Source organism: Citrobacter sp. Cpo089 (assembly GCF_030332695.1).
GTDB classification, from domain to species: domain Bacteria; phylum Pseudomonadota; class Gammaproteobacteria; order Enterobacterales; family Enterobacteriaceae; genus Citrobacter; species Citrobacter portucalensis.
Genome location: NZ_JAOWHJ010000065.1, coordinates 1 through 18,721 on the forward strand (window position 1 = coordinate 1; position 18,721 = coordinate 18,721).

Annotated in this window: 15 protein-coding genes; 7 read left to right on the forward strand and 8 right to left on the reverse strand. The window is 52.2% G+C overall.

Annotated features, from left to right (window positions below; translation table 11 throughout):
- A partial coding sequence (locus tag OGX92_RS14980) for an IS1 family transposase (protein WP_071603212.1) occupies positions 1-63 on the forward strand: 63 nt, incomplete at its 5' end.
- Between the two features lie 47 nt (positions 64-110).
- Here the strand turns inward: OGX92_RS14980 and OGX92_RS14985 are convergent.
- Positions 111-869: an SDR family NAD(P)-dependent oxidoreductase gene (locus tag OGX92_RS14985; RefSeq protein ID WP_003827444.1), complete on the reverse strand. Its 759-nt coding sequence runs from the start codon at positions 867-869 to the stop codon at positions 111-113.
- Between the two features lie 119 nt (positions 870-988).
- Here OGX92_RS14985 and OGX92_RS14990 point away from each other — a divergent pair, with 119 nt between their 5' ends.
- From OGX92_RS14990 to OGX92_RS15000, 3 genes are all read left to right on the forward strand, one after another.
- Positions 989-1,888, forward strand: a complete 900-nt coding sequence (locus OGX92_RS14990; protein ID WP_003827442.1) for a LysR family transcriptional regulator — start codon at positions 989-991, stop codon at positions 1,886-1,888.
- Positions 1,889-1,959: 71 nt separating this feature from the next.
- Positions 1,960-2,961: an inner membrane protein YhjD gene (gene yhjD / locus OGX92_RS14995; RefSeq protein ID WP_003827439.1), complete on the forward strand. Its 1,002-nt coding sequence runs from the start codon at positions 1,960-1,962 to the stop codon at positions 2,959-2,961.
- Between the two features lie 333 nt (positions 2,962-3,294).
- Positions 3,295-4,617, forward strand: coding sequence for an MFS transporter (locus OGX92_RS15000; RefSeq protein WP_003023312.1), 1,323 nt, complete (start codon positions 3,295-3,297; stop codon positions 4,615-4,617).
- An 83-nt stretch (positions 4,618-4,700) separates the two neighbouring features.
- On the opposite strand, the gene OGX92_RS15005 is transcribed toward OGX92_RS15000, so the two are convergent.
- Positions 4,701-6,761, reverse strand: coding sequence for an AsmA family protein (locus tag OGX92_RS15005; protein ID WP_286586735.1), 2,061 nt, complete (start codon positions 6,759-6,761; stop codon positions 4,701-4,703).
- Positions 6,762-6,839: 78 nt separating this feature from the next.
- Positions 6,840-7,607 carry a cyclic-guanylate-specific phosphodiesterase gene (gene pdeH, locus OGX92_RS15010; protein WP_003827436.1) on the reverse strand — a complete coding sequence of 256 codons (768 nt, stop codon included), beginning with the start codon at positions 7,605-7,607 and terminating at the stop codon, positions 6,840-6,842.
- Between the two features lie 230 nt (positions 7,608-7,837).
- On the opposite strand from pdeH, the gene kdgK reads away from it, so the two are divergent.
- A complete protein-coding gene (gene kdgK / locus OGX92_RS15015; protein ID WP_003827433.1) occupies positions 7,838-8,767 on the forward strand; it encodes a 2-dehydro-3-deoxygluconokinase in 930 nt (309 codons plus the stop codon).
- A gap of 99 nt (positions 8,768-8,866) precedes the next feature.
- On the opposite strand, the gene OGX92_RS15020 is transcribed toward kdgK, so the two are convergent.
- From OGX92_RS15020 to OGX92_RS15035, 4 genes are all read right to left on the reverse strand, one after another.
- Positions 8,867-10,360, reverse strand: a complete 1,494-nt coding sequence (locus OGX92_RS15020) for a M16 family metallopeptidase (protein WP_003827432.1) — start codon at positions 10,358-10,360, stop codon at positions 8,867-8,869.
- 221 nt (positions 10,361-10,581) lie between these two features.
- Complete coding sequence (gene dctA / locus OGX92_RS15025) at positions 10,582-11,868, reverse strand: C4-dicarboxylate transporter DctC (RefSeq protein ID WP_003827429.1); 1,287 nt, start codon at positions 11,866-11,868, stop codon at positions 10,582-10,584.
- Between the two features lie 157 nt (positions 11,869-12,025).
- Complete coding sequence (gene hmsP, locus OGX92_RS15030; protein WP_020996063.1) at positions 12,026-14,032, reverse strand: biofilm formation regulator HmsP; 2,007 nt, start codon at positions 14,030-14,032, stop codon at positions 12,026-12,028.
- Between the two features lie 226 nt (positions 14,033-14,258).
- On the reverse strand, positions 14,259-14,366 hold the full coding sequence (locus OGX92_RS15035; protein ID WP_003827426.1) for a type I toxin-antitoxin system toxin Ldr family protein: 108 nt from the start codon (positions 14,364-14,366) through the stop codon (positions 14,259-14,261).
- A gap of 425 nt (positions 14,367-14,791) precedes the next feature.
- Between OGX92_RS15035 and megL the strand changes: the two genes are divergently transcribed.
- Together megL and OGX92_RS15045 are read left to right on the forward strand one after the other, a co-directional pair.
- The gene (gene megL, locus OGX92_RS15040) at positions 14,792-15,988 is read left to right on the forward strand and encodes a methionine gamma-lyase (RefSeq protein ID WP_008786414.1); all 1,197 of its coding nucleotides are present in this window, start codon (positions 14,792-14,794) and stop codon (positions 15,986-15,988) included.
- Positions 15,989-16,105: 117 nt separating this feature from the next.
- On the forward strand, positions 16,106-17,404 hold the full coding sequence (locus tag OGX92_RS15045) for an SLC5/6 family protein (protein ID WP_193134829.1): 1,299 nt from the start codon (positions 16,106-16,108) through the stop codon (positions 17,402-17,404).
- Between the two features lie 35 nt (positions 17,405-17,439).
- Here the strand turns inward: OGX92_RS15045 and OGX92_RS15050 are convergent, their stop codons facing one another.
- A complete protein-coding gene (locus OGX92_RS15050) occupies positions 17,440-18,642 on the reverse strand; it encodes a sigma-54 interaction domain-containing protein (RefSeq protein WP_193134830.1) in 1,203 nt (400 codons plus the stop codon).
- Positions 18,643-18,721 lie beyond the last annotated feature (79 nt).

Here is an 18,721-nt window from a genome sequence, read left to right on the forward strand (position 1 = left end):
AAATCGGTGGAGCTGCATGACAAAGTCATCGGGCATTATCTGAACATAAAACACTATCAATAAGTTGGAGTCATTACCGCCGTGACCTGTTGAATAAGCACCTTATGGGTTTACAGGAACATTCCGCCGGATACTTCGATACGCTGTGCCGTCATCCAGGCCAGTTCATCGCTGAGCAGCGCAGCAATGGCGTCGCCAATATCATCAGGTAAACCAACGCGTCCCAGCGCCGTTTGCGATGCAATGTACGCATTCAATTGCGCATTATCCCGCACATTTCCGCCGCTAAAATCCGTTTCTATTGCGCCTGGCGCAATAATATTCGCCGTTATGCCGCGCTCTCCCAGCTCTTTTGCCTGATAACGGGTTAGCACTTCCATCGCACCTTTCATGGCTGCGTATGCGCTGTAACCCGGTAGCGCAAAGCGGGCAAGCCCGGTAGAGACATTGAGGATGCGACCACCTTTATTTATCAGCGGTAGCAGGCTCTGCGTCAGGAAAAAGGGCCCCTTAAAATGGATGTTCAAAAGTTGGTCAAATTGCGCTTCAGTAAATGCCGGATACGGTGCGTTGATGCCGATTCCGGCATTGTTCAATAAATAATCAAACGCGTTACTTTGCCACTGCGTTTGTAACGTTCCCTGCACCTGTTGAACAAACTGAGGGAATGTAGAAATATCGCCGACATTTAACGGTAATGCCGCCGCTTTACCGCCAGATTGGCGTATTTCACCCACAACCTGCTGCGCTTCTTTTTCATTGCTGTTCCACGTCAGGATAATACCGATTCCTTTACTCGCCAGCTTCAGCGCCGCGTTTTTACCGAGTCCGCGGCCGCCGCCAGTCACCAATGCGATACGTTGCGTCATAAGAAACCTCATTTCAGGTGTTGTGAAGATTGAGACAAAGCTTATTAGGTGATAGAAGAACAATAAATACTGCTAACTGCGCATTACTGTTTCATTTAGAACAACAATAGGGCATGAGAATGGATAAAATTCACGCAATGCAGTTGTTCATCCGCGTCGCAGAACTGGAGAGCTTTTCGCGCGCCGCAGACACCCTCGGACTTCCTAAAGGTAGCGTATCGCGCCAGATCCAGGCTCTGGAAAATCATCTGGGCACGCAGTTGTTGCACCGCACCACCCGCCGCGTTCAGCTCACGCAAGACGGCATGATCTATTACGAACGCGCGAAAGATCTGTTGAGTAATCTGGATGAGCTGGATGGGCTGTTCCATCACGATCCGTCCAGCATCAGCGGCAAGCTGCGCGTTGATATGCCGGTCGGTGTAGCAAGGAACCTGGTGATGCCCCGCTTACCGAGCTTTTTGCATCAGTATCCGGGCCTGGAACTCGAACTCAGCAGCAGCGACCGCCTGGTGGATTTGATCCGCGAAGGTTTCGACTGTGTGGTACGCGTGGGCGCGCTGAAAGATTCAGGGCTGATTGCGCGTCCGCTGGGGAAACTCACGCAGATTAACTGCGCCAGCCCGCAATACCTCGCCCGCTTTGGTTATCCGGAAAATCTGGAGGATCTTGCCTCGCATGCGGTGGTGCACTACTCGGTCAATTTAGGAACGCGTGCGCAAGGTTTCGAAGTGGCGACAGAAAATGGCACGCAATGGGTTAAAACCGGCGGCATGCTAACGGTAAACAGTACCGAAACCTATCACGCGGCATGCCTTGCCGGTCTGGGCATTATTCAGGTGCCGCGCGTTGGCGTGCGTGATGCCCTGCGCGCCGGTACGCTGGTCGAAGTGTTGCCGCAATATCGCGCCGAGCCAATGCCAGTCTCTTTGCTTTATCCGCATCGGCGCAACCTCTCCCGCCGGGTACATCTGTTTATGGAATGGCTGACTGGTGTGATGAAAGACTATGTGGATTAGTCCATTTTTCAGGATGCGCCCCTGAGCAGGCTATAATGTCATGAGTGAACAAAATAAGGACAACCGATCGGATGACGCAGGAACAAGACGCAAAACACCCTACGCCAGAACATAAACCAGCCTCCGCCGAGCCGGAGAAAAACGCTAAAGCGAACCAGGCGCTGAAAACGGCTCTGACCTTCGCCGATAAAATTCAACGTCAGCCCATCATCGCCCATCTTATTCGTGCCGCAGAGCGGTTTAACGATCGTATGGGAAATCAGTTTGGTGCCGCCATTACCTACTTCTCGTTTCTGTCGATGATCCCAATCCTGATGGTGTCGTTTGCCGCCGCGGGTTTTATTCTCGCTTCGCACCCTACGCTGTTGCAGGATATCTTCAACAAGATTTTGCTGAACGTCAGCGATCCGACGCTCGCTTCTACGCTGAAAAACACCATCAATACCGCCGTTCAGCAACGTACCACTGTAGGTCTGGTAGGGCTTGGCATCGCGCTCTATTCCGGCATTAACTGGATGGGGAACCTGCGCGAAGCGATTCGTGCCCAGTCGCGGGATGTTTGGGAACGTACGCCGCAGGATCAGGAAAAAATTTGGGTCAAATATCTGCGTGATTTTGTTTCCTTGATTGGCTTACTGGTTGCGCTGATTGTTACTCTGTCCATTACCTCTATCGCCGGTTCCGCCCAGCAGATGATTATCTCTGCGCTGTATCTCGACGGTATCGAATGGCTGAAGCCCGCCTGGCGGCTGATCGGCCTGACCATCTCTATTTTCGCCAACTACCTGCTGTTCTTCTGGATTTTTTGGCGGCTACCGCGTCACCGACCGCGTAAGAAAGCGCTCATACGCGGTACCTTTATCGCGGCACTGGGGTTTGAAGTCATCAAAATGATCATGACGTATACGCTGCCATCACTGGTGCAGTCGCCGTCAGGCGCGGCATTTGGTTCCGTGCTTGGACTGATGGCGTTCTTCTACTTCTTCGCTCGTCTGACCCTGTTTTGCGCAGCCTGGATTGCCACAGCGGAATACAAAGACGACCCGCGTATGCCGGGGAAAACCCACCGCTAATTCATCATTTATGGCGGATGGCGCTACGCTTATCCGGCCTACGGGAGAGTTTTGTAGGCCGGATAAGCGTAGCGCCATCCGGCAATTATAATGCCGCCTGCTCTCACTGATTTAGTGAATAAATCCAACTCGTAACTTTTATTTAACCAGAAACCAGTTTTATCATCCAAGTTTTAAATTATGTGAAGCATTTCATGGAAGTGAAATCTCAAGCCTAAAAATTATCCCCTTTTTGCTCTATTTTTAACCGATCTCAAAGTTTGTTACAGATTGAAATGTCTCTTTTGCTGTGCGTAATATGACCTTTCGTTCGGCCAAAAATAAGAAAATATTATGCAAGCAACAGCCACAACACTCGACAACGAACAGGAACACACCCCGGTCAACTCGCGCAATAAAGTTGTCGTCGCCTCGCTCATTGGCACCGCCATTGAGTTCTTCGACTTCTATATTTACGCCACCGCCGCGGTGATCGTGTTCCCGCATATCTTCTTCCCGCAGGGGGATCCGACCGCGGCTACGCTACAGTCCCTCGCCACTTTTGCTATCGCCTTTGTGGCCCGACCTATCGGTTCCGCGGTGTTCGGACATTTCGGCGATCGCGTCGGCCGTAAAGTCACGCTGGTTGCTTCACTACTCACAATGGGGATCTCGACAGTCGTCATTGGCCTGCTGCCGGGCTATGAAACTATCGGCATTTTCGCCCCGCTGCTGCTGGCTCTGGCGCGTTTTGGTCAGGGTTTAGGTCTGGGCGGTGAATGGGGCGGTGCAGCGTTGCTGGCGACGGAAAACGCGCCACCGCGCAAACGCGCGCTGTACGGATCATTTCCGCAGCTGGGCGCGCCTATCGGTTTCTTCTTCGCCAACGGTACCTTTCTGCTGCTCTCCTGGCTGCTGACCGACGAACAGTTCATGAGCTGGGGCTGGCGCGTACCGTTCATCTTCTCCGCTGTGCTGGTGATTATCGGTCTGTACGTCCGCGTTTCGTTGCATGAATCCCCGGTCTTCGCCAAAGTAGCCGCGGCGAAAAAACAGGTGAAAATCCCGCTGGGTACTCTACTGACAAAACATGTTCGCGTGACGATCCTCGGCACGTTCATCATGCTGGCGACCTATACGCTGTTCTATATCATGACCGTCTATTCGATGACGTTCAGTACCGCCGCAGCGCCTGTAGGGCTTGGCCTGCCGCGTAATGAAGTGTTGTGGATGCTGATGATGGCGGTCATTGGTTTTGGCGTCATGGTACCGGTGGCGGGCCTGCTGGCCGATGCGTTTGGTCGCCGCAAGAGCATGCTTATCATCACCACGCTGATCATTCTGTTTGCGCTGTTTGCCTTTAAACCGCTGCTCGGCTCTGGCAATCCGGTGCTGGTGTTCGCCTTCCTGTTGCTGGGCTTAAGCCTGATGGGTCTGACATTTGGCCCGATGGGCGCACTGCTGCCGGAGCTGTTCCCGACCGAAGTGCGCTATACGGGGGCGTCGTTCTCGTACAACGTTTCGTCAATTCTCGGCGCATCGGTTGCCCCATACATCGCCGCATGGTTGCAGGCGAATTATGGTCTGGCGGCTGTCGGTACGTATCTGGCATCGATGGCGGCGTTAACGCTGATTGCACTGCTGTTGACCCACGAAACCCGCCATCAGTCGTTGTGATTCTTTTGCCGGATGCGGTGTAACCACCTTATCCGGCTTACGTTGAGCATGAAATCCAGGCTGGATAAACATCCGGCCAGACATCACTTCTTCATCTGTGACAGGATCGTCCGGCACTGATTCGCGTCACCCTCTGACGGCGAAATCAGCGCCAACAAGGCCGCCGCAGGAGTGACTAACGTGGCTAATGCGGCAGCAACCGCACCGCGCGCAATCAGCGGTCCGGCCTTCACGCCAGCCTGCGGATTCTTAAAGGTGCCGCGAACATACAGCGGCGAACGCAGAGTAATAATACGAATCCCTTTGCTCTCCGGATCGATGGTTAAATCCAGTTGCTCCGACGCAAAGCTCGCCGTACCAGTGACATTAATGACTGCGTTTTCCGTGTCGAAAGCAAAAATCTGCGGACGCGCCACGCCGTTAACAATATCCAGATTCGCCGCCGCGCAGTTCACCCGCACTTCGTCATCACCAAATATCTGCCCGACAAGATAGTTCCCCAGATTCAAGCCCACAATTTCCATCAGATTCCGGCTGATCAAGCCGTCATTCATCAGCAGTTTCAGGTTGCCATTGCTGTTACCCAGCAGCGCCGCTACCGAGTTTCCACTGCCGCTAAACCGGGCGTCCCCGTTCATTTCACCGAGCGTTTTCTGCATCAGTTCCACATCGGGCATCAGCGCTTTTAGCTTCAGCCGCCGCGCCTGAATATCCGCCTCCCCCCGCATCGGCTTTTTATCTCCTTCCAGATGGATGCTGGAGACAATGCTGCCTCCCGCAAGACCAAATTTCAGCGGTTGCAGGCGCAGGTCGGCATTTTTCAGGATGATATGAGTGGAGAGATCGCTGATCGGCAGACTACTGCCATGCTCAATACGCCGTCCTTTGAAACGCACGTCAGCGTCCATCACGTTCCATTTATCGGTTTCAAAACGGTCATACGGCAAGACCTTGTCCGCAGGCTGAACGCTCTTCTCACCTTTGCGTTGTTCAGATTGTTTTGCCCGTTCCGCCCCTTTGCCTGAATCCACCCCGATCAGCGGCCCCAAATCGGCCAGCCTCAGCTGGCGTGATTCCACATCACCCTTCAGCATGGGTCGCGGCTTACCGGTGGTGTAGGCCAGCGTTCCGTGAATATCGCTGTCGCCAATACGACCATTGAAATCGCGATAATCAAAAACAGAGGATTTTTCCGGGTCAATTTTCGCCACCAGACGTCCGTCGGTTTCAAACGGCGGCGTATCCGGGAGCAGTACGCCGGTCAAATCGTACAAATCCCCTAGCGAATCTCCCGAGAATTTAAGCCGCAGATCCGCCCCGCCCATATTCATCGGATCGTTTATCGTGCCGATAAACACTACGCGCGTATTGCCCGAACGGAAATCAGCCTGAATCGGGAAAGGCGTATCTTCGCCACGCAGCGCCAGCATCCCGCCTATTTTTCCGCTACCACTCAGCGGTTCGCCGTTATATCGCCCTTGCGCTTTCAGCCCAAACACGTAGTCCTCGACGCGGGCGTTGCTCTCTTTACCTTTTGCGCCGGTCACTTCGCTAAAGGGCAACGGTTTACCCAGCGGATCGACCAGGATCTCAATCTCCGACTTCGTCACCTTATCGTTAATGGCGATACGTCCCTGGTCGAACAGAATGTTATCCAGCCGGAAAGACCATGCGGATGGCGGCGCATCAGGATCGCGGTTTTCGTCCCCAGCTAAGTTAAAGGTCCAGTTATTGTTTTTCTCCGACAGGCGGATCAGCCGCGCATCGGGTTTGACCAGCTTGACCCACGGGAGCCAGACGGTTTTTGTCAGCAGTGCCAGCGGGGCGAGCGTAGCTTCAACGCGCGGGAGATGCACCATGGTGACGTCGGGAATGTCCGGCGGGTTGCCGAGGATGATATCTTCAGCATGAACATGCGGCCACGGAACCCAGCTACGCCAGCCAGTTTCCTGCTTCTGGCGTTCCCAAACCACGCCCAGGTCACCCCGTATAGCAAAGGGCCGGTTGAGTTCTGTAGAGACTTTCTGGTTGATGGTCGGTTTGAGCCGGTTCCAGTCAAATGTCGCAATCACAATAATGAGTACGACGATCAACAACAAGAAAACCCCTATTACTGAAGTGGTTATTTTACCTGTTCTCGTCATGTCTAACCTCCTTACTTCCTTCCTTGCCTGTCCTAAAGATAGTCCAGCAGGATGAAAAGGAGGTGCGCTACGCCCTCATCAAAGTGACAGAATTACGTCTTCGAGGGTATCCAGGGGCACTGGACGAGAGAGAAAATAGCCTTGGGCCGCGAAAGCCGGTGAGTTTTGCACATCACGCCACTCTTCCAGCGTTTCAACGCCTTCGACAATGACACCGCGGCAATAGCGGTTCATGAGCTGTAATAGTAGTGTGAAGAGATTACGTCCCTCCGGCGTCTTGCGCAGCATGACGAACAGATCCCGCGCCACTTTGATATAGTCATAACTCACTTCACTAAGCGCCGAGAAGTTCGCCATTCCGGTACCAAAGTCATCCAGCCAGAGCGGACCGAACTCGCACATTGAGGCGAACGACGCCCCCTTCGGCAAGCGGATATGTTCCACCAGCTCAAAACGCAGCCACGGCAGGCCTTCAATGATTTTCAGGATTTCGGGATCCTGACGCATCGCAATGAGCGTTGGTCCGTCGACGTTCACAGAAGCCAGCAGGTTGTTGGCTCTGAAAAAGCCCCCTTTCAGCTCAAGCTGCAGAAGTTGCTCTTTCACTACATCAACACGATGCCGTACAGCCACTTCAGCAAAATAGCGGTCTGGTGCAATACGTTGGGAAGGGTTATCAGGATGGCTCACGACGGTCAGCAGTTCAACGGCCATCAGCCGTCCGTTGGTCTGGTAAATTGGCTGGTAGGTGTAAGCACGCTCGCACTGCAGCCAATAGCGTCTTTCCAGCAAGCTTTCAATACTCGCATCGGGCGTAATGAGCTGCTGGGTAACCTGCTTTATCATCTGAGATGTCCTGTAAATAAGAGTGTGACTGACCGGACTCGTCAAAGGTTATCGGCGCTCAGAGGAAGAACTTTACGTTCAGCTGTGCGCAAAAATAAAAACTAAGCGGCAAAAACAACGCAGAACACGTGCTGGCTCAAAAAAATAATGGAACGATGTTTTAATATAGTTGACCACTTAACACCCACAGCGCACACTAACGCTAATTTTTTTCAGAGCAGGTTACGACTATGTCCAGAAAGATTGCCGTGATTGGCGAATGCATGATTGAGCTGTCACAGAAAGGCGCTGACGTTCAGCGCGGATTCGGTGGCGACACGTTGAATACATCCGTTTATATCGCCCGTCAGGTCGATGCGGCGGCACTTTCCGTACACTATGTGACTGCACTGGGTACCGACAGTTTTAGCCAACAAATGCTGGAGTCCTGGCAGGGTGAAAACGTGGACACCTCATTAACCCAGCGCATGGAAAACCGCCTGCCGGGTCTCTACTACATTGAGACCGACAGCACTGGCGAGCGCACCTTCTATTACTGGCGTAATGAAGCCGCCGCAAAATTCTGGCTGGAGAGCGAGCAGTCTGCCGCGATTTGCGAAGAGCTGGCGACATTTGACTACTTGTATCTGAGCGGAATCAGCCTGGCGATTTTAAGCCCGGCAAGTCGTGACAAGCTGCTGTCATTGCTGCGTGAATGCCGTGCCAACGGTGGAAAAGTCATTTTTGACAATAACTACCGTCCACGCCTGTGGAGCAGTAAAGAAGAGACCCAGCAGGTGTATCAGCAAATGCTGGAATGCACCAATATCGCATTCCTGACGCTGGACGATGAAGACGCACTGTGGGGTGAAAAACCCGTTGCCGAGGTAATTGCCCGTACTCACGCGGCTGGCGTACAGGAAGTGGTTGTGAAGCGTGGCGCAGACTCTTGCCTGGTTTCCATTGCAGGCGAAGAACTGATCGACATTCCGGCCGTTAAATTGCCGAAAGAGAAAGTGATCGATACCACTGCGGCCGGAGACTCCTTCAGCGCCGGGTATCTGGCGGTCCGTCTGACCGGTGGCGATGCCGCCGAAGCCGCAAAACGAGGCCACCTGACGGCAAGCACCGTCATTCAGCATCGTGGGGCGATTATCCCCCGCGACGCCATGCCGCAATAATTTATTGTTCCTGTAGGCCGGATAAGGCGTTAACGCCGCATCCGGCACTGGGTAAGCCGGGAGCGCTTCGCTTGCCCGGCCTACAGGTTACGATACCCTTTACTGTACAGGCGGGATATCCGTCACTTCAGGGTGTGATTCATCCGTTTCAACAGACGTTGCCGCTGCGGTAACGGGCGCCATAATGCTATCCCACGTCGCCTGCAGATCCTTCATATTGAATTCAGGTTCGCCCTTCGGCTGCAGCAGAATTAACGCCATATCTTGCGATAGCTGCTGACGCAGGTCCTGATTCAGCATCTCAACGCTCAGGCTGTTGAGGAAGCTCTGGCGTAAACGCTGGTACTGTTCAGGCGCAATATCCACCACCTGATTTTGCAGCGAGCGCAAACGCTGGCTGATCAAAATATCGGTATCGGTACGACCATAGGTGGCAAACAGCTTCTGCAGTTCCAGATTCTTTTGCGCTACCAGCGCATTGAACTCTTCTTCCGGCAGTCCCTTATCACGCACTTTCGCCAGCTCACGCGCAACCGTACCCAGATTGGCGTTCAGCTTATCGTTCGGCGACTCAACGTTAATCGCGCACTGCGCGCGCAGGAACAGCACCCGGCAGTCAAATCCGAGGCCAATGTCTTTGGCATTGTTTTTGGTTAGCTCTTGCTGAATGTGCCAGAACAGCGCCTCACGCGCTAAATCAGCGCGCCAGTAACGTAATAACGCGGCAGATTCACGGATCGGTTGCCACGGCGTATCCCACATAATAGACAGGCGATCCTGGCGTACCGCATCGGTCATAATGCTCACGGCTTCTGCTCGCAGCGGAGAGAGCGTGGGTACCGGTGCAGGCGTTTCGCGTTTTCCTTTTAACTCGCCAAAGGTTTTATTGATTTGCTCAGCTACGCTGCGTGCATCAACGTTACCGACGATGATCAGCGTCATCGCGTCCGGGGTATACCATTTCTGGTAGAAAGACTGAATTTTCGACGCATCTACAGGCGTTTTCAACGGATCGGCGGGATCGTGCCCCAGCAGGGTTGATCCCTTCAGACGGTAACGCCACCACCCTTCTTTGGTATCTGACGGCCAGGTTGCAACCATATCTTCGCTATTCAGCGCATGATTGACCGTTTCAGAGGTAATGCTCAGTTTACCGGAGATATTCGCCAGATAAGAAAGTGACTCTTTCAGTAGATCGTTACGGCTGTTAGGCAGACTGAGGTTATACAACGTGGAATCATAGGAAACGATAACCGGCGGCATGGGACGTTTGGGATCGAACCCCTGCTGCCACAGTGAACGGGCTTGCGAGGCATCGAGGCCACCGCTTTGCGTCAGCGCGATACGCGGGATCGCATGGCTGAAACCACTCTGTTGCGCACTTTCGGTGAGTGAACCGGTATTAACCAGCAGGCGAACCTCAATACGGTCGCTCGGGCGCTGGGGAGTGGCTAACACTTGCCACTGTAAACCATTTGCCAGCGTGCCCTGTTGCCATGCTGGATCAGGCTGGAGCGCATCTGCCTGCACATAGCCGGCAGTGGCCATCATCAGCAAGCCGCCCGCTAAAAGTCGAATTTTTGTGCCCTGCATGTGAACCCCTGATCAACTATCCTGGAAATAAAAAGACAGCCCTCGAAAGGACTCTCTGAATATGACGTTAAAAACACTTCGTGTTAGACCGCGAGAACATAAAAATGTCACGGAAGAAGTGAAAAAATCCCGAGCCGCCGAATCGACGGTTTCAGGCACAGGGGGTAATTATGCGCAAACGCCCGCAGTCCTGGAAGGGACTACGGGCATAAGTGACGAGATTAAGAGGATAAATCGTGCGTTTTGCCATCCGGCGCACGATTATTCAACGTGTCATCCAGCTTTTTGGTATCCAATTCTTTCACCCATTTAGCCACAACAACAGTTGCAACACCGTTACCAATCAGGTTGGTCAGCGCACGGGCTTCAGACATGAAGCGGTCAATACCAAGAATCAGCGCCAGACCAGCAACCGGCAAGTGACCCACCGCAGAGATAGTCGCGGCCAGAACAATAAAGCCACTCCCGGTCACACCCGCTGCACCTTTTGAGGAGAGCAGAAGCACCACCAGCAGGGTTATCTGATGGAAGATATCCATGTGGCTGTTGGTTGCCTGAGCGATAAACACCGCCGCCATTGTCAGATAGATTGATGTCCCATCAAGGTTAAACGAGTAGCCCGTGGGTATAACCAATCCGACAACCGACTTCCGACAGCCCAGTTTTTCCATCTTATCGAGCATACGCGGCAGCGCGGACTCGGAAGAAGAAGTCCCCAGAACGATCAACAGTTCTTCACGGATATAGCGGATGAATTTAAAGATACTGAAGCCAGTTGCGCGGGCAATTGAACCCAGCACCAGCACCACAAACAGAATACAGGTGATGTAGAAGCAGATGATTAGCTGACCCAGTTGCACCAGCGTTCCGACGCCATATTTACCGATGGTAAAGGCCATAGCACCGAAAGCACCGATCGGCGCCAGGCGCATGATCATATTAATGATGCCGAAAATAACCTGCGAGAAACTTTCAATCACGTTGAAAATCATCTGGCCCTTGCTGCCCAGACGATGCAGCGCAAAACCAAACATTACCGCAAACAGCAATACCTGCAGGATGTTACCGCTGGCAAACGCGCCAATGACGCTCGCCGGGATAATATCCATCAGGAAACCTACGATCCCCTGGTCTTTTGCCTGTTCGGCGTACATTGCAACCGCTTTGGCATCCAGTGTCGCCGGATCGACGTTCATCCCGGCACCGGGTTGCACCACGTTGACGATGATGAGGCCGATGATCAGCGCAATGGTACTAACAATTTCAAAATAGAGCAGTGCAACCGCGCCAGTGCGGCCTACGGCTTTCATACTTTCCATGCCTGCAATGCCGGTAACGACAGTACAGAAGATGACAGGTGCGATGACCATCTTGATGAGCTTAACGAAAGCATCACCAAGCGGCTTCATTTGGGCGCCTAATTCAGGGTAGAAATGGCCAAGGAGAATACCTATGGCAATCGCTGTCAGGACCTGAAAGTAAAGGCTTTTGAATATAGAGGTTTTCATAGGGTGTCCTTAAAGTAAAAACCACAGGTCTTGTAAGGTTTTGTTTAACCTGCGGCCTTAAGGTAACACCCACACAACTTGACAGAAATGTACCTGGATCATAATTGATACAGAAATGTTAAAAATTTTGAGCTGGCTCGCACAAGCGAGACCTTTTTTAACTTTTGTAATCAGCGCTTTCCGGCGCCAGATAACGTTCTTCGAAGATATTTGCCGGGACCGGTCGGGCAAACAGGAACCCTTGTGCCACTTCCACCCCGGCTTGTGATAGCCATTCACGCTGCGCTTCGGTTTCGACACCTTCGGCGATCATCTGCAAATTAAGGCTGTGGGCCAACTGAATGATGGCGGAGATCATGCTGCAATCCTCAGGTACCCCATCGACAAACATCTTATCGATTTTGAGGACATCCACCGGTAGCGACTTCATGTGCTGCAGCTGTCGCAGGCCCGCATACCCCATGCCAAAGTCATCCAGTGCGATACGTACTCCCGCATTACGCAATGGGCGCAAAATGGCCACCGCAGCGTGGGGATCATCGATATGTCGGCTTTCAGTCACTTCCAGGATCAACGTACCAGGCTTGATGCGATAGCGGTTTAACAACTCCAGCAGGTCCGAGACCATACTCGGGTGCATCAGCTGTAGCGCGGACAAATTCACCGACAGCGGCAGCATCAGACCCCGTTCCTGCCACGCTGACAGCTGGCGGCACGTCTCTTCCAGCACCCAGTAACCAACCGTCACCATCAGGCCGCAGGACTCAATCCTGTCGATTAACCCTTCGGGCAGCTCCCAGCTTCCGTCCGGCTGCTGCATCCGCAATAATGCTTCTGCGCTCAATACCTTACCGCTGGACATTTCCACCTGCGGCTGCATCCAAAGCGCGAACTGCTGATTATCCAGCGCGCTGAGAATATCGTTCTCTTCCGTCAAACGCTGCTGCGCCTCTTCCATCTGTAACGGATCAAAGAACTGAATTTGATTTTTACCCTTATGGCGCGAGGTTAACACGGCCGACAGGGCGCGGCGGTAAAGCTGTTCTGCGGTCAAATCACCATAGAACATTGCTACCCCAATGTTGCAGGTAGGACGCAGTTGAATACCCTGAATAGGTAATCGCTCGTTAACGATAGTGAGTACTTGCTGACCTAAAGTAATAGCGTGCCAGGGTTCTTTTACACCATGGGCGATGATGGCGAAGTCATAGCCACTCACCTGGGAAAGCACCATCCTGGGGGCTAATACCGACTTGAGTTTTTCGACCAGCGTAAGCAGCAGGATTTCCCGCTGAGTTTCGGTTAACACCCCCGCGGTGTCACGTAGGGTTTCGCAGGTGACAATCATCAGCGCCGTCGTCTGCTGGCGGGTAACAACCTGCTCCAGCAGCCCCATTAAAAACGACTTATTGGGCAGTTCGGAAACCGGGAAACGCATTGCAAAGTCGCTTTGCTCTTCGCTATGTCGCTGAATCAACTGCTGATTAAGATTGTAGCTACGCACCAGCATACCAATCTCATCATCCTGATGTAGACGCGGCAATGCCAGTTGATAGCCAATCAGATCCTGCTGTTGGATGTCGTTCAGCTCACGGGCAATTTTACGTAAGGGGTGCACAATCAAGCGGTTAATGCACCAGGAGATGGCGACGGTCAATATTAACGACAAAAGTAAGTAAATGGTCACTAACGTCGAGAGCGTACTCATCACGAATTTGTACATGCGGTACGAATCCGCCTGCAGTACCAGATACGCCAGCGGTTGCGGGTTAGCTGAACGCTCAAGGGAATAGATCGGCAGCGAAATTTGTACCGGAAGCTCAAACAGGCGAGTCACCGTAACAGGAACGGGGCGTTCAGGGATAAAGCTCATCCGCAACGCCTGAAACTGATTGGGCAGCACCACATCGGCGCGACTTACCACGCCCGCTGGCCGAATACTTTTTAAAATGGCTTCCGCTTCGGGAATATCCCCTTTCAGGATAGTGTCCGACAGAGGCTCACGGACGGAGCGAGCGATACTTTCCAGTTGCGTAGCCGTGTTATAGCGGTTTTGCTGGACCAGATGGAACAACAAAACGGTGCAAAAAATAAAAACGAACACCATAACAACGGCCGCAACCATTGCCATCTGCTTAATTGTTAACGAGCGACTGACACGCAAACTGACTCTCCACGGATAGACGAAACTGCCGTCAGAGTATACCCGATCGTAGCGGTATTAAGAGAGGCGGTATCTGAAAACTTCCCAGCGTGCATTATCGCGACAGGATAGGCACCTGGCGACGAGATTTATCTGCATTTAAGCCGAAAAAGGCAGCAAGGTCGCCCCCTGCGGCCTGGTTCGGGCGCATGTTGCCATCACGGCAGGCAGACGCCTACAAAGCGCATTACTTCCTGTTACGCAGCCAGCTCACAATCAGGCTGGCAATGGTGCCAGCGATGATTGGAGCCGCTAAATCGTGCCAGAAGGCCACGCCTAACTGTGCGAGCGTCATATAGCCGCCTGTGTTGCAATGGCAACTGTTCACGGCTATCCTTGAGTTGTTCAGGTTCAAGTCAGCCCCCGTTTTGTTGCCAGGTTTATACCGAACAACGTGCGGGGGTTTTCTCTTTCCAGCAACCGATGCGGCCGGGGATCAAGCCCCCGCAACATTGCGCCTCACCGAGAATTCCCGGCTTGCCGCTGATTCTACGGCAGCCCACTTGCCATATCACTGCGCAATATTGCGCTCTGCGTAGCACCTCGCAATTCACCCATTTTCTCACCAGCACGCTGGAAAGATTCTTTCCAGTTGGCAACATTCCTGCCGACCATTAGTTCAGACAAAAACATAACGCATTGATATCTATCAGTTCATTTTCTGGCACAGCGATTGCTATTTGACTGTGAGCTGTTCTGTTCCGAATTAAAGGAGATATCATGTCTGACTGTCGTACTTACGGATTCAACACCCAGATCGTTCACGCGGGGCAACAACCCGACCCTTCAACTGGCGCGCTTAGTACGCCTATTTTCCAGACCTCAACGTTTGTTTTTGACAGCGCCGAACAAGGTGCCGCCCGCTTTGCGCTCGAAGAGTCCGGGTACATTTACACCCGCTTGGGTAACCCCACCACCGATGCGCTGGAGAAAAAGCTGGCTGTACTGGAAAGAGGTGAAGCCGGGTTGGCAACCGCGTCCGGTATTTCCGCTATCACCACAACGCTGTTGACGCTTTGCCAGCAGGGTGACCATATCGTTTCCGCCAGCGCGATTTACGGCTGCACCCACGCGTTTTTGTCGCACAGCATGCCGAAGTTTGGGATTAACGTCAGCTTTGTCGACGCGGCAAAGCCTGAAGAAATCCGCGCCGCCATGCGACCAGAAACCAAAGTTGTGTATATCGAAACGCCCGCCAACCCAACGCTGTCGCTGGTCGACATTGAAACGGTGGCCGGTATCGCCCATCAACAGGGCGCATTGCTGGTGGTGGATAACACCTTTATGTCACCGTACTGTCAGCAGCCTTTGCAACTGGGCGCGGATATTGTGGTTCACAGCGTCACCAAATATATCAACGGTCACGGGGATGTGATTGGGGGAATCATTGTTGGTAAGCAGGAGTTTATCGACCAGGCGCGGTTTGTAGGCCTGAAAGATATCACCGGTGGCTGCATGAGTCCGTTCAATGCGTGGTTAACACTGCGCGGCGTTAAAACGCTGGGCATTCGTATGGAACGTCACTGTGAAAATGCACTGAAAATCGCCCGCTTCCTCGAAGGGCATCCATCCATTACTCGGGTGTATTATCCTGGCCTGACTTCGCATCCGCAGTATGAGCTGGGCCAGCGGCAAATGAGCCTGCCAGGTGGAATTATCAGCTTCGAAATCGCCGGCGGCCTCGAGGCTGGTAGGCGGATGATCAATTCTGTAGAATTGTGCCTCCTCGCGGTCAGTCTCGGTGATACCGAAACCCTCATTCAGCACCCAGCGTCTATGACACATTCGCCCGTTGCACCTGAGGAACGGCTTAAAGCAGGTATTACCGACGGGCTTATCCGTCTTTCTGTGGGTCTTGAAGATCCAGAAGATATTATTAACGACCTTGAACACGCCATCAGAAAGGCAACATTCTGACCAATATGGCCTGAACCGACGCCGTTCGGTTCAGGTTGTTGAGAATCAAGGCACAACAGTCTGGCAATACGCGCGATCCTCTTTCGGGGAGAACGTGTATTTTGGGCAGGGGGTTCTATGCAGGACAACACATTACAATTAAGCAACAATACAGCAACCGCCGTACCATTCTCAAAAAAAATACCGTTTACGAAATACGATTTTGGCTGGGTATTACTGTGCATCGGCATGGCCATTGGTGCCGGAACGGTACTGATGCCGGTACAAATTGGCTTAACAGGCATTTGGGTATTTATCGTTGCCTTTATTATTGCTTATCCGGCAACTTATATTGTGCAGGATATTTATTTAAAGACATTATCAGAAAGCGAAACTTGTAATGACTACACGGATATTATAAGTCATTACCTGGGAAAAAACTGGGGCGTATTTCTTGGCGTCATCTATTTCCTGATGATTATTCACGGCATATTTATTTATTCCTTATCCGTGGTTTTTGACAGCGCCTCATATATCAAAACCTTCGGCTTGACCGAGGCCGATCTTTCGCAGTCGATAATCTATAAAGTGGCCATTTTTGCCGTGCTGGTCGCCATTGCTTCCGGGGGAGAAAAGCTGCTGTTCAAAATCTCCGGCCCGATGGTGGTGGTCAAAGTAGGTATCATCATCGTATTTGGTTTTGCGATGGTTCCGCACTGGAACTTCGCTAATATCAGCGCCTTCCCTGAAGCATCTGTTTTCTTTCGTGATGTACTGCTAACCATCCCGTTCTGCTTCTTCTCAGCGGTGTTTATTCAGGTGTTGAACCCAATGAACATCGCCTACCGCAAACGGGTGACGGACCGGGTGCTGGCTACGCGTATGGCAATCCGTACGCATCGCATCAGTTACATTACTCTGATTGCTGTCATTCTGTTTTTCTCCTTCTCTTTTACCTTTTCTATTAGCCATGAAGAGGCCGTTTCGGCTTTCGAACAAAATATTTCCGCACTGGCACTGGCGGCTCAGGTCATTCCTGGGCAGATTATTCATATCACCTCAACAGTATTAAATATCTTCGCCGTATTAACCGCGTTCTTTGGTATTTATCTGGGATTCCACGAGGCGATCAAAGGTATTATTCTCAACGTTCTGAGCCGCGTCATTGACGTTGAGAAAATTAATTCGTTAGTACTCACGCTGGGTATTTGCACCTTTATTGTTATCACTCTGGTCATTTGGGTGTCATTTCGCGTATCGGTACTGGTATTCTTCCAGCTAGGTAGTCCGCTTTACGGGATTGTGTCGTGTATTATTCCGTTCTTCCTGATCTATAAAGTAACGCAACTGGAAAAACTACGCGGGCTGAAAACCTGGTTGATCCTGCTGTACGGAATTCTGCTGTGCCTGTCGCCCTTATTGAAGCTGATTGAATAACCCACGTATATCGCGCCGTCAGACGCTGGCGGCGCTTAACCCACACTCTCCAGCTGATAGCCGCGAATTTTATTCAGCACCGTGGTGTGCGACACGCCCAGCGCTTTGGCAATATGCCGTGACGACACATTATCTTCCACCATCTGTTCAATGAGCCGGCGTTCAGCACACAGAACCTGCTCTTTAAAAGGACGTTCTGTCGCGCCCCGCTCAACGGCAGGCAAATTCACCATCCCTAATTCTTCCCGCGTAATAACATCGGATTCGGCCATCAGCATCAGGCGAATAATGGTATTTTCCAGTTCGCGCACATTTCCCGGCCAGGTGTGATGGTGCAGGGCATCAAAACAGGCTTTATCCAGAATGATCCGCCGCTGGAATTCCTTCGCGTATTTCTGCACAAAGTGGCGAATCAGCAGGCTGATATCCTGTGGGCGCTCGCGCAAAGGTGGGATGGTCAATGAAAGCACGTTGATGCGGTAATAGAGATCGGCGCGCAGCAGACGTTGTTCCACCATCTCTTCCAGATTGGCATTGGTTGCCACAATAATGCGCACATTGACCGGAATAATATGTGCCCCGCCAACGCGCCGAATCCCGCCATCCTGAAGCACGCGCAGGAGTTTAGCCTGTAAGCTCAGCGACATTTCGCCAAACTCATCGAGAAAAAGGGTGCCTTTATCGGCCATTTCAAACAGCCCTTTTTTGCCTTTACAATCCGCGCCGCTGAAAGCCCCTTTCTCATAGCCAAAGAATTCACTCTCCATTAGCGACTCAGGTAGCGCAGAGCAGTTGACCGGAATAAACGGATAAAAACGTCGCTGCCCGGAATTATGGATAGCCCGGGCCAGCAGCTCTTTACCAGTCCCCGTATCGCCACGGATCAGAACGGTATATTTGCTGTCGGCAATTTTTATCGCCTTTTCGATAAGCGCGTGCATGCTCTGGCTGCTGCAAATAATGTCAGAGAAATAGCGCGGGCGTTCCGGCTCCGGCGTTGACAGCTCGCTTATCTCCTCACAGAGATAAGCAACATTAATAATATCGGCGCGCTGGCTTAAACAGGATTGCACACAGGAAATATCCTGTAGCTGGCGGCACCAGGATTTAATCAGGATCCGCCCAGGCGTCACTTTCATGGAGATGATATTGATATCACAGCAGGAAAATTCCTTCAGGACATCCTCAACCATCGACAGACGATCAATTGTTTTAATATCCCAGCGTATCGTGACCACATTTGCTCCTGGTAGTTAGCAACTGCGAAATAGATATTTCTGTGACTAGAGGAAATCTGACTACATTCTAGACGCTGTG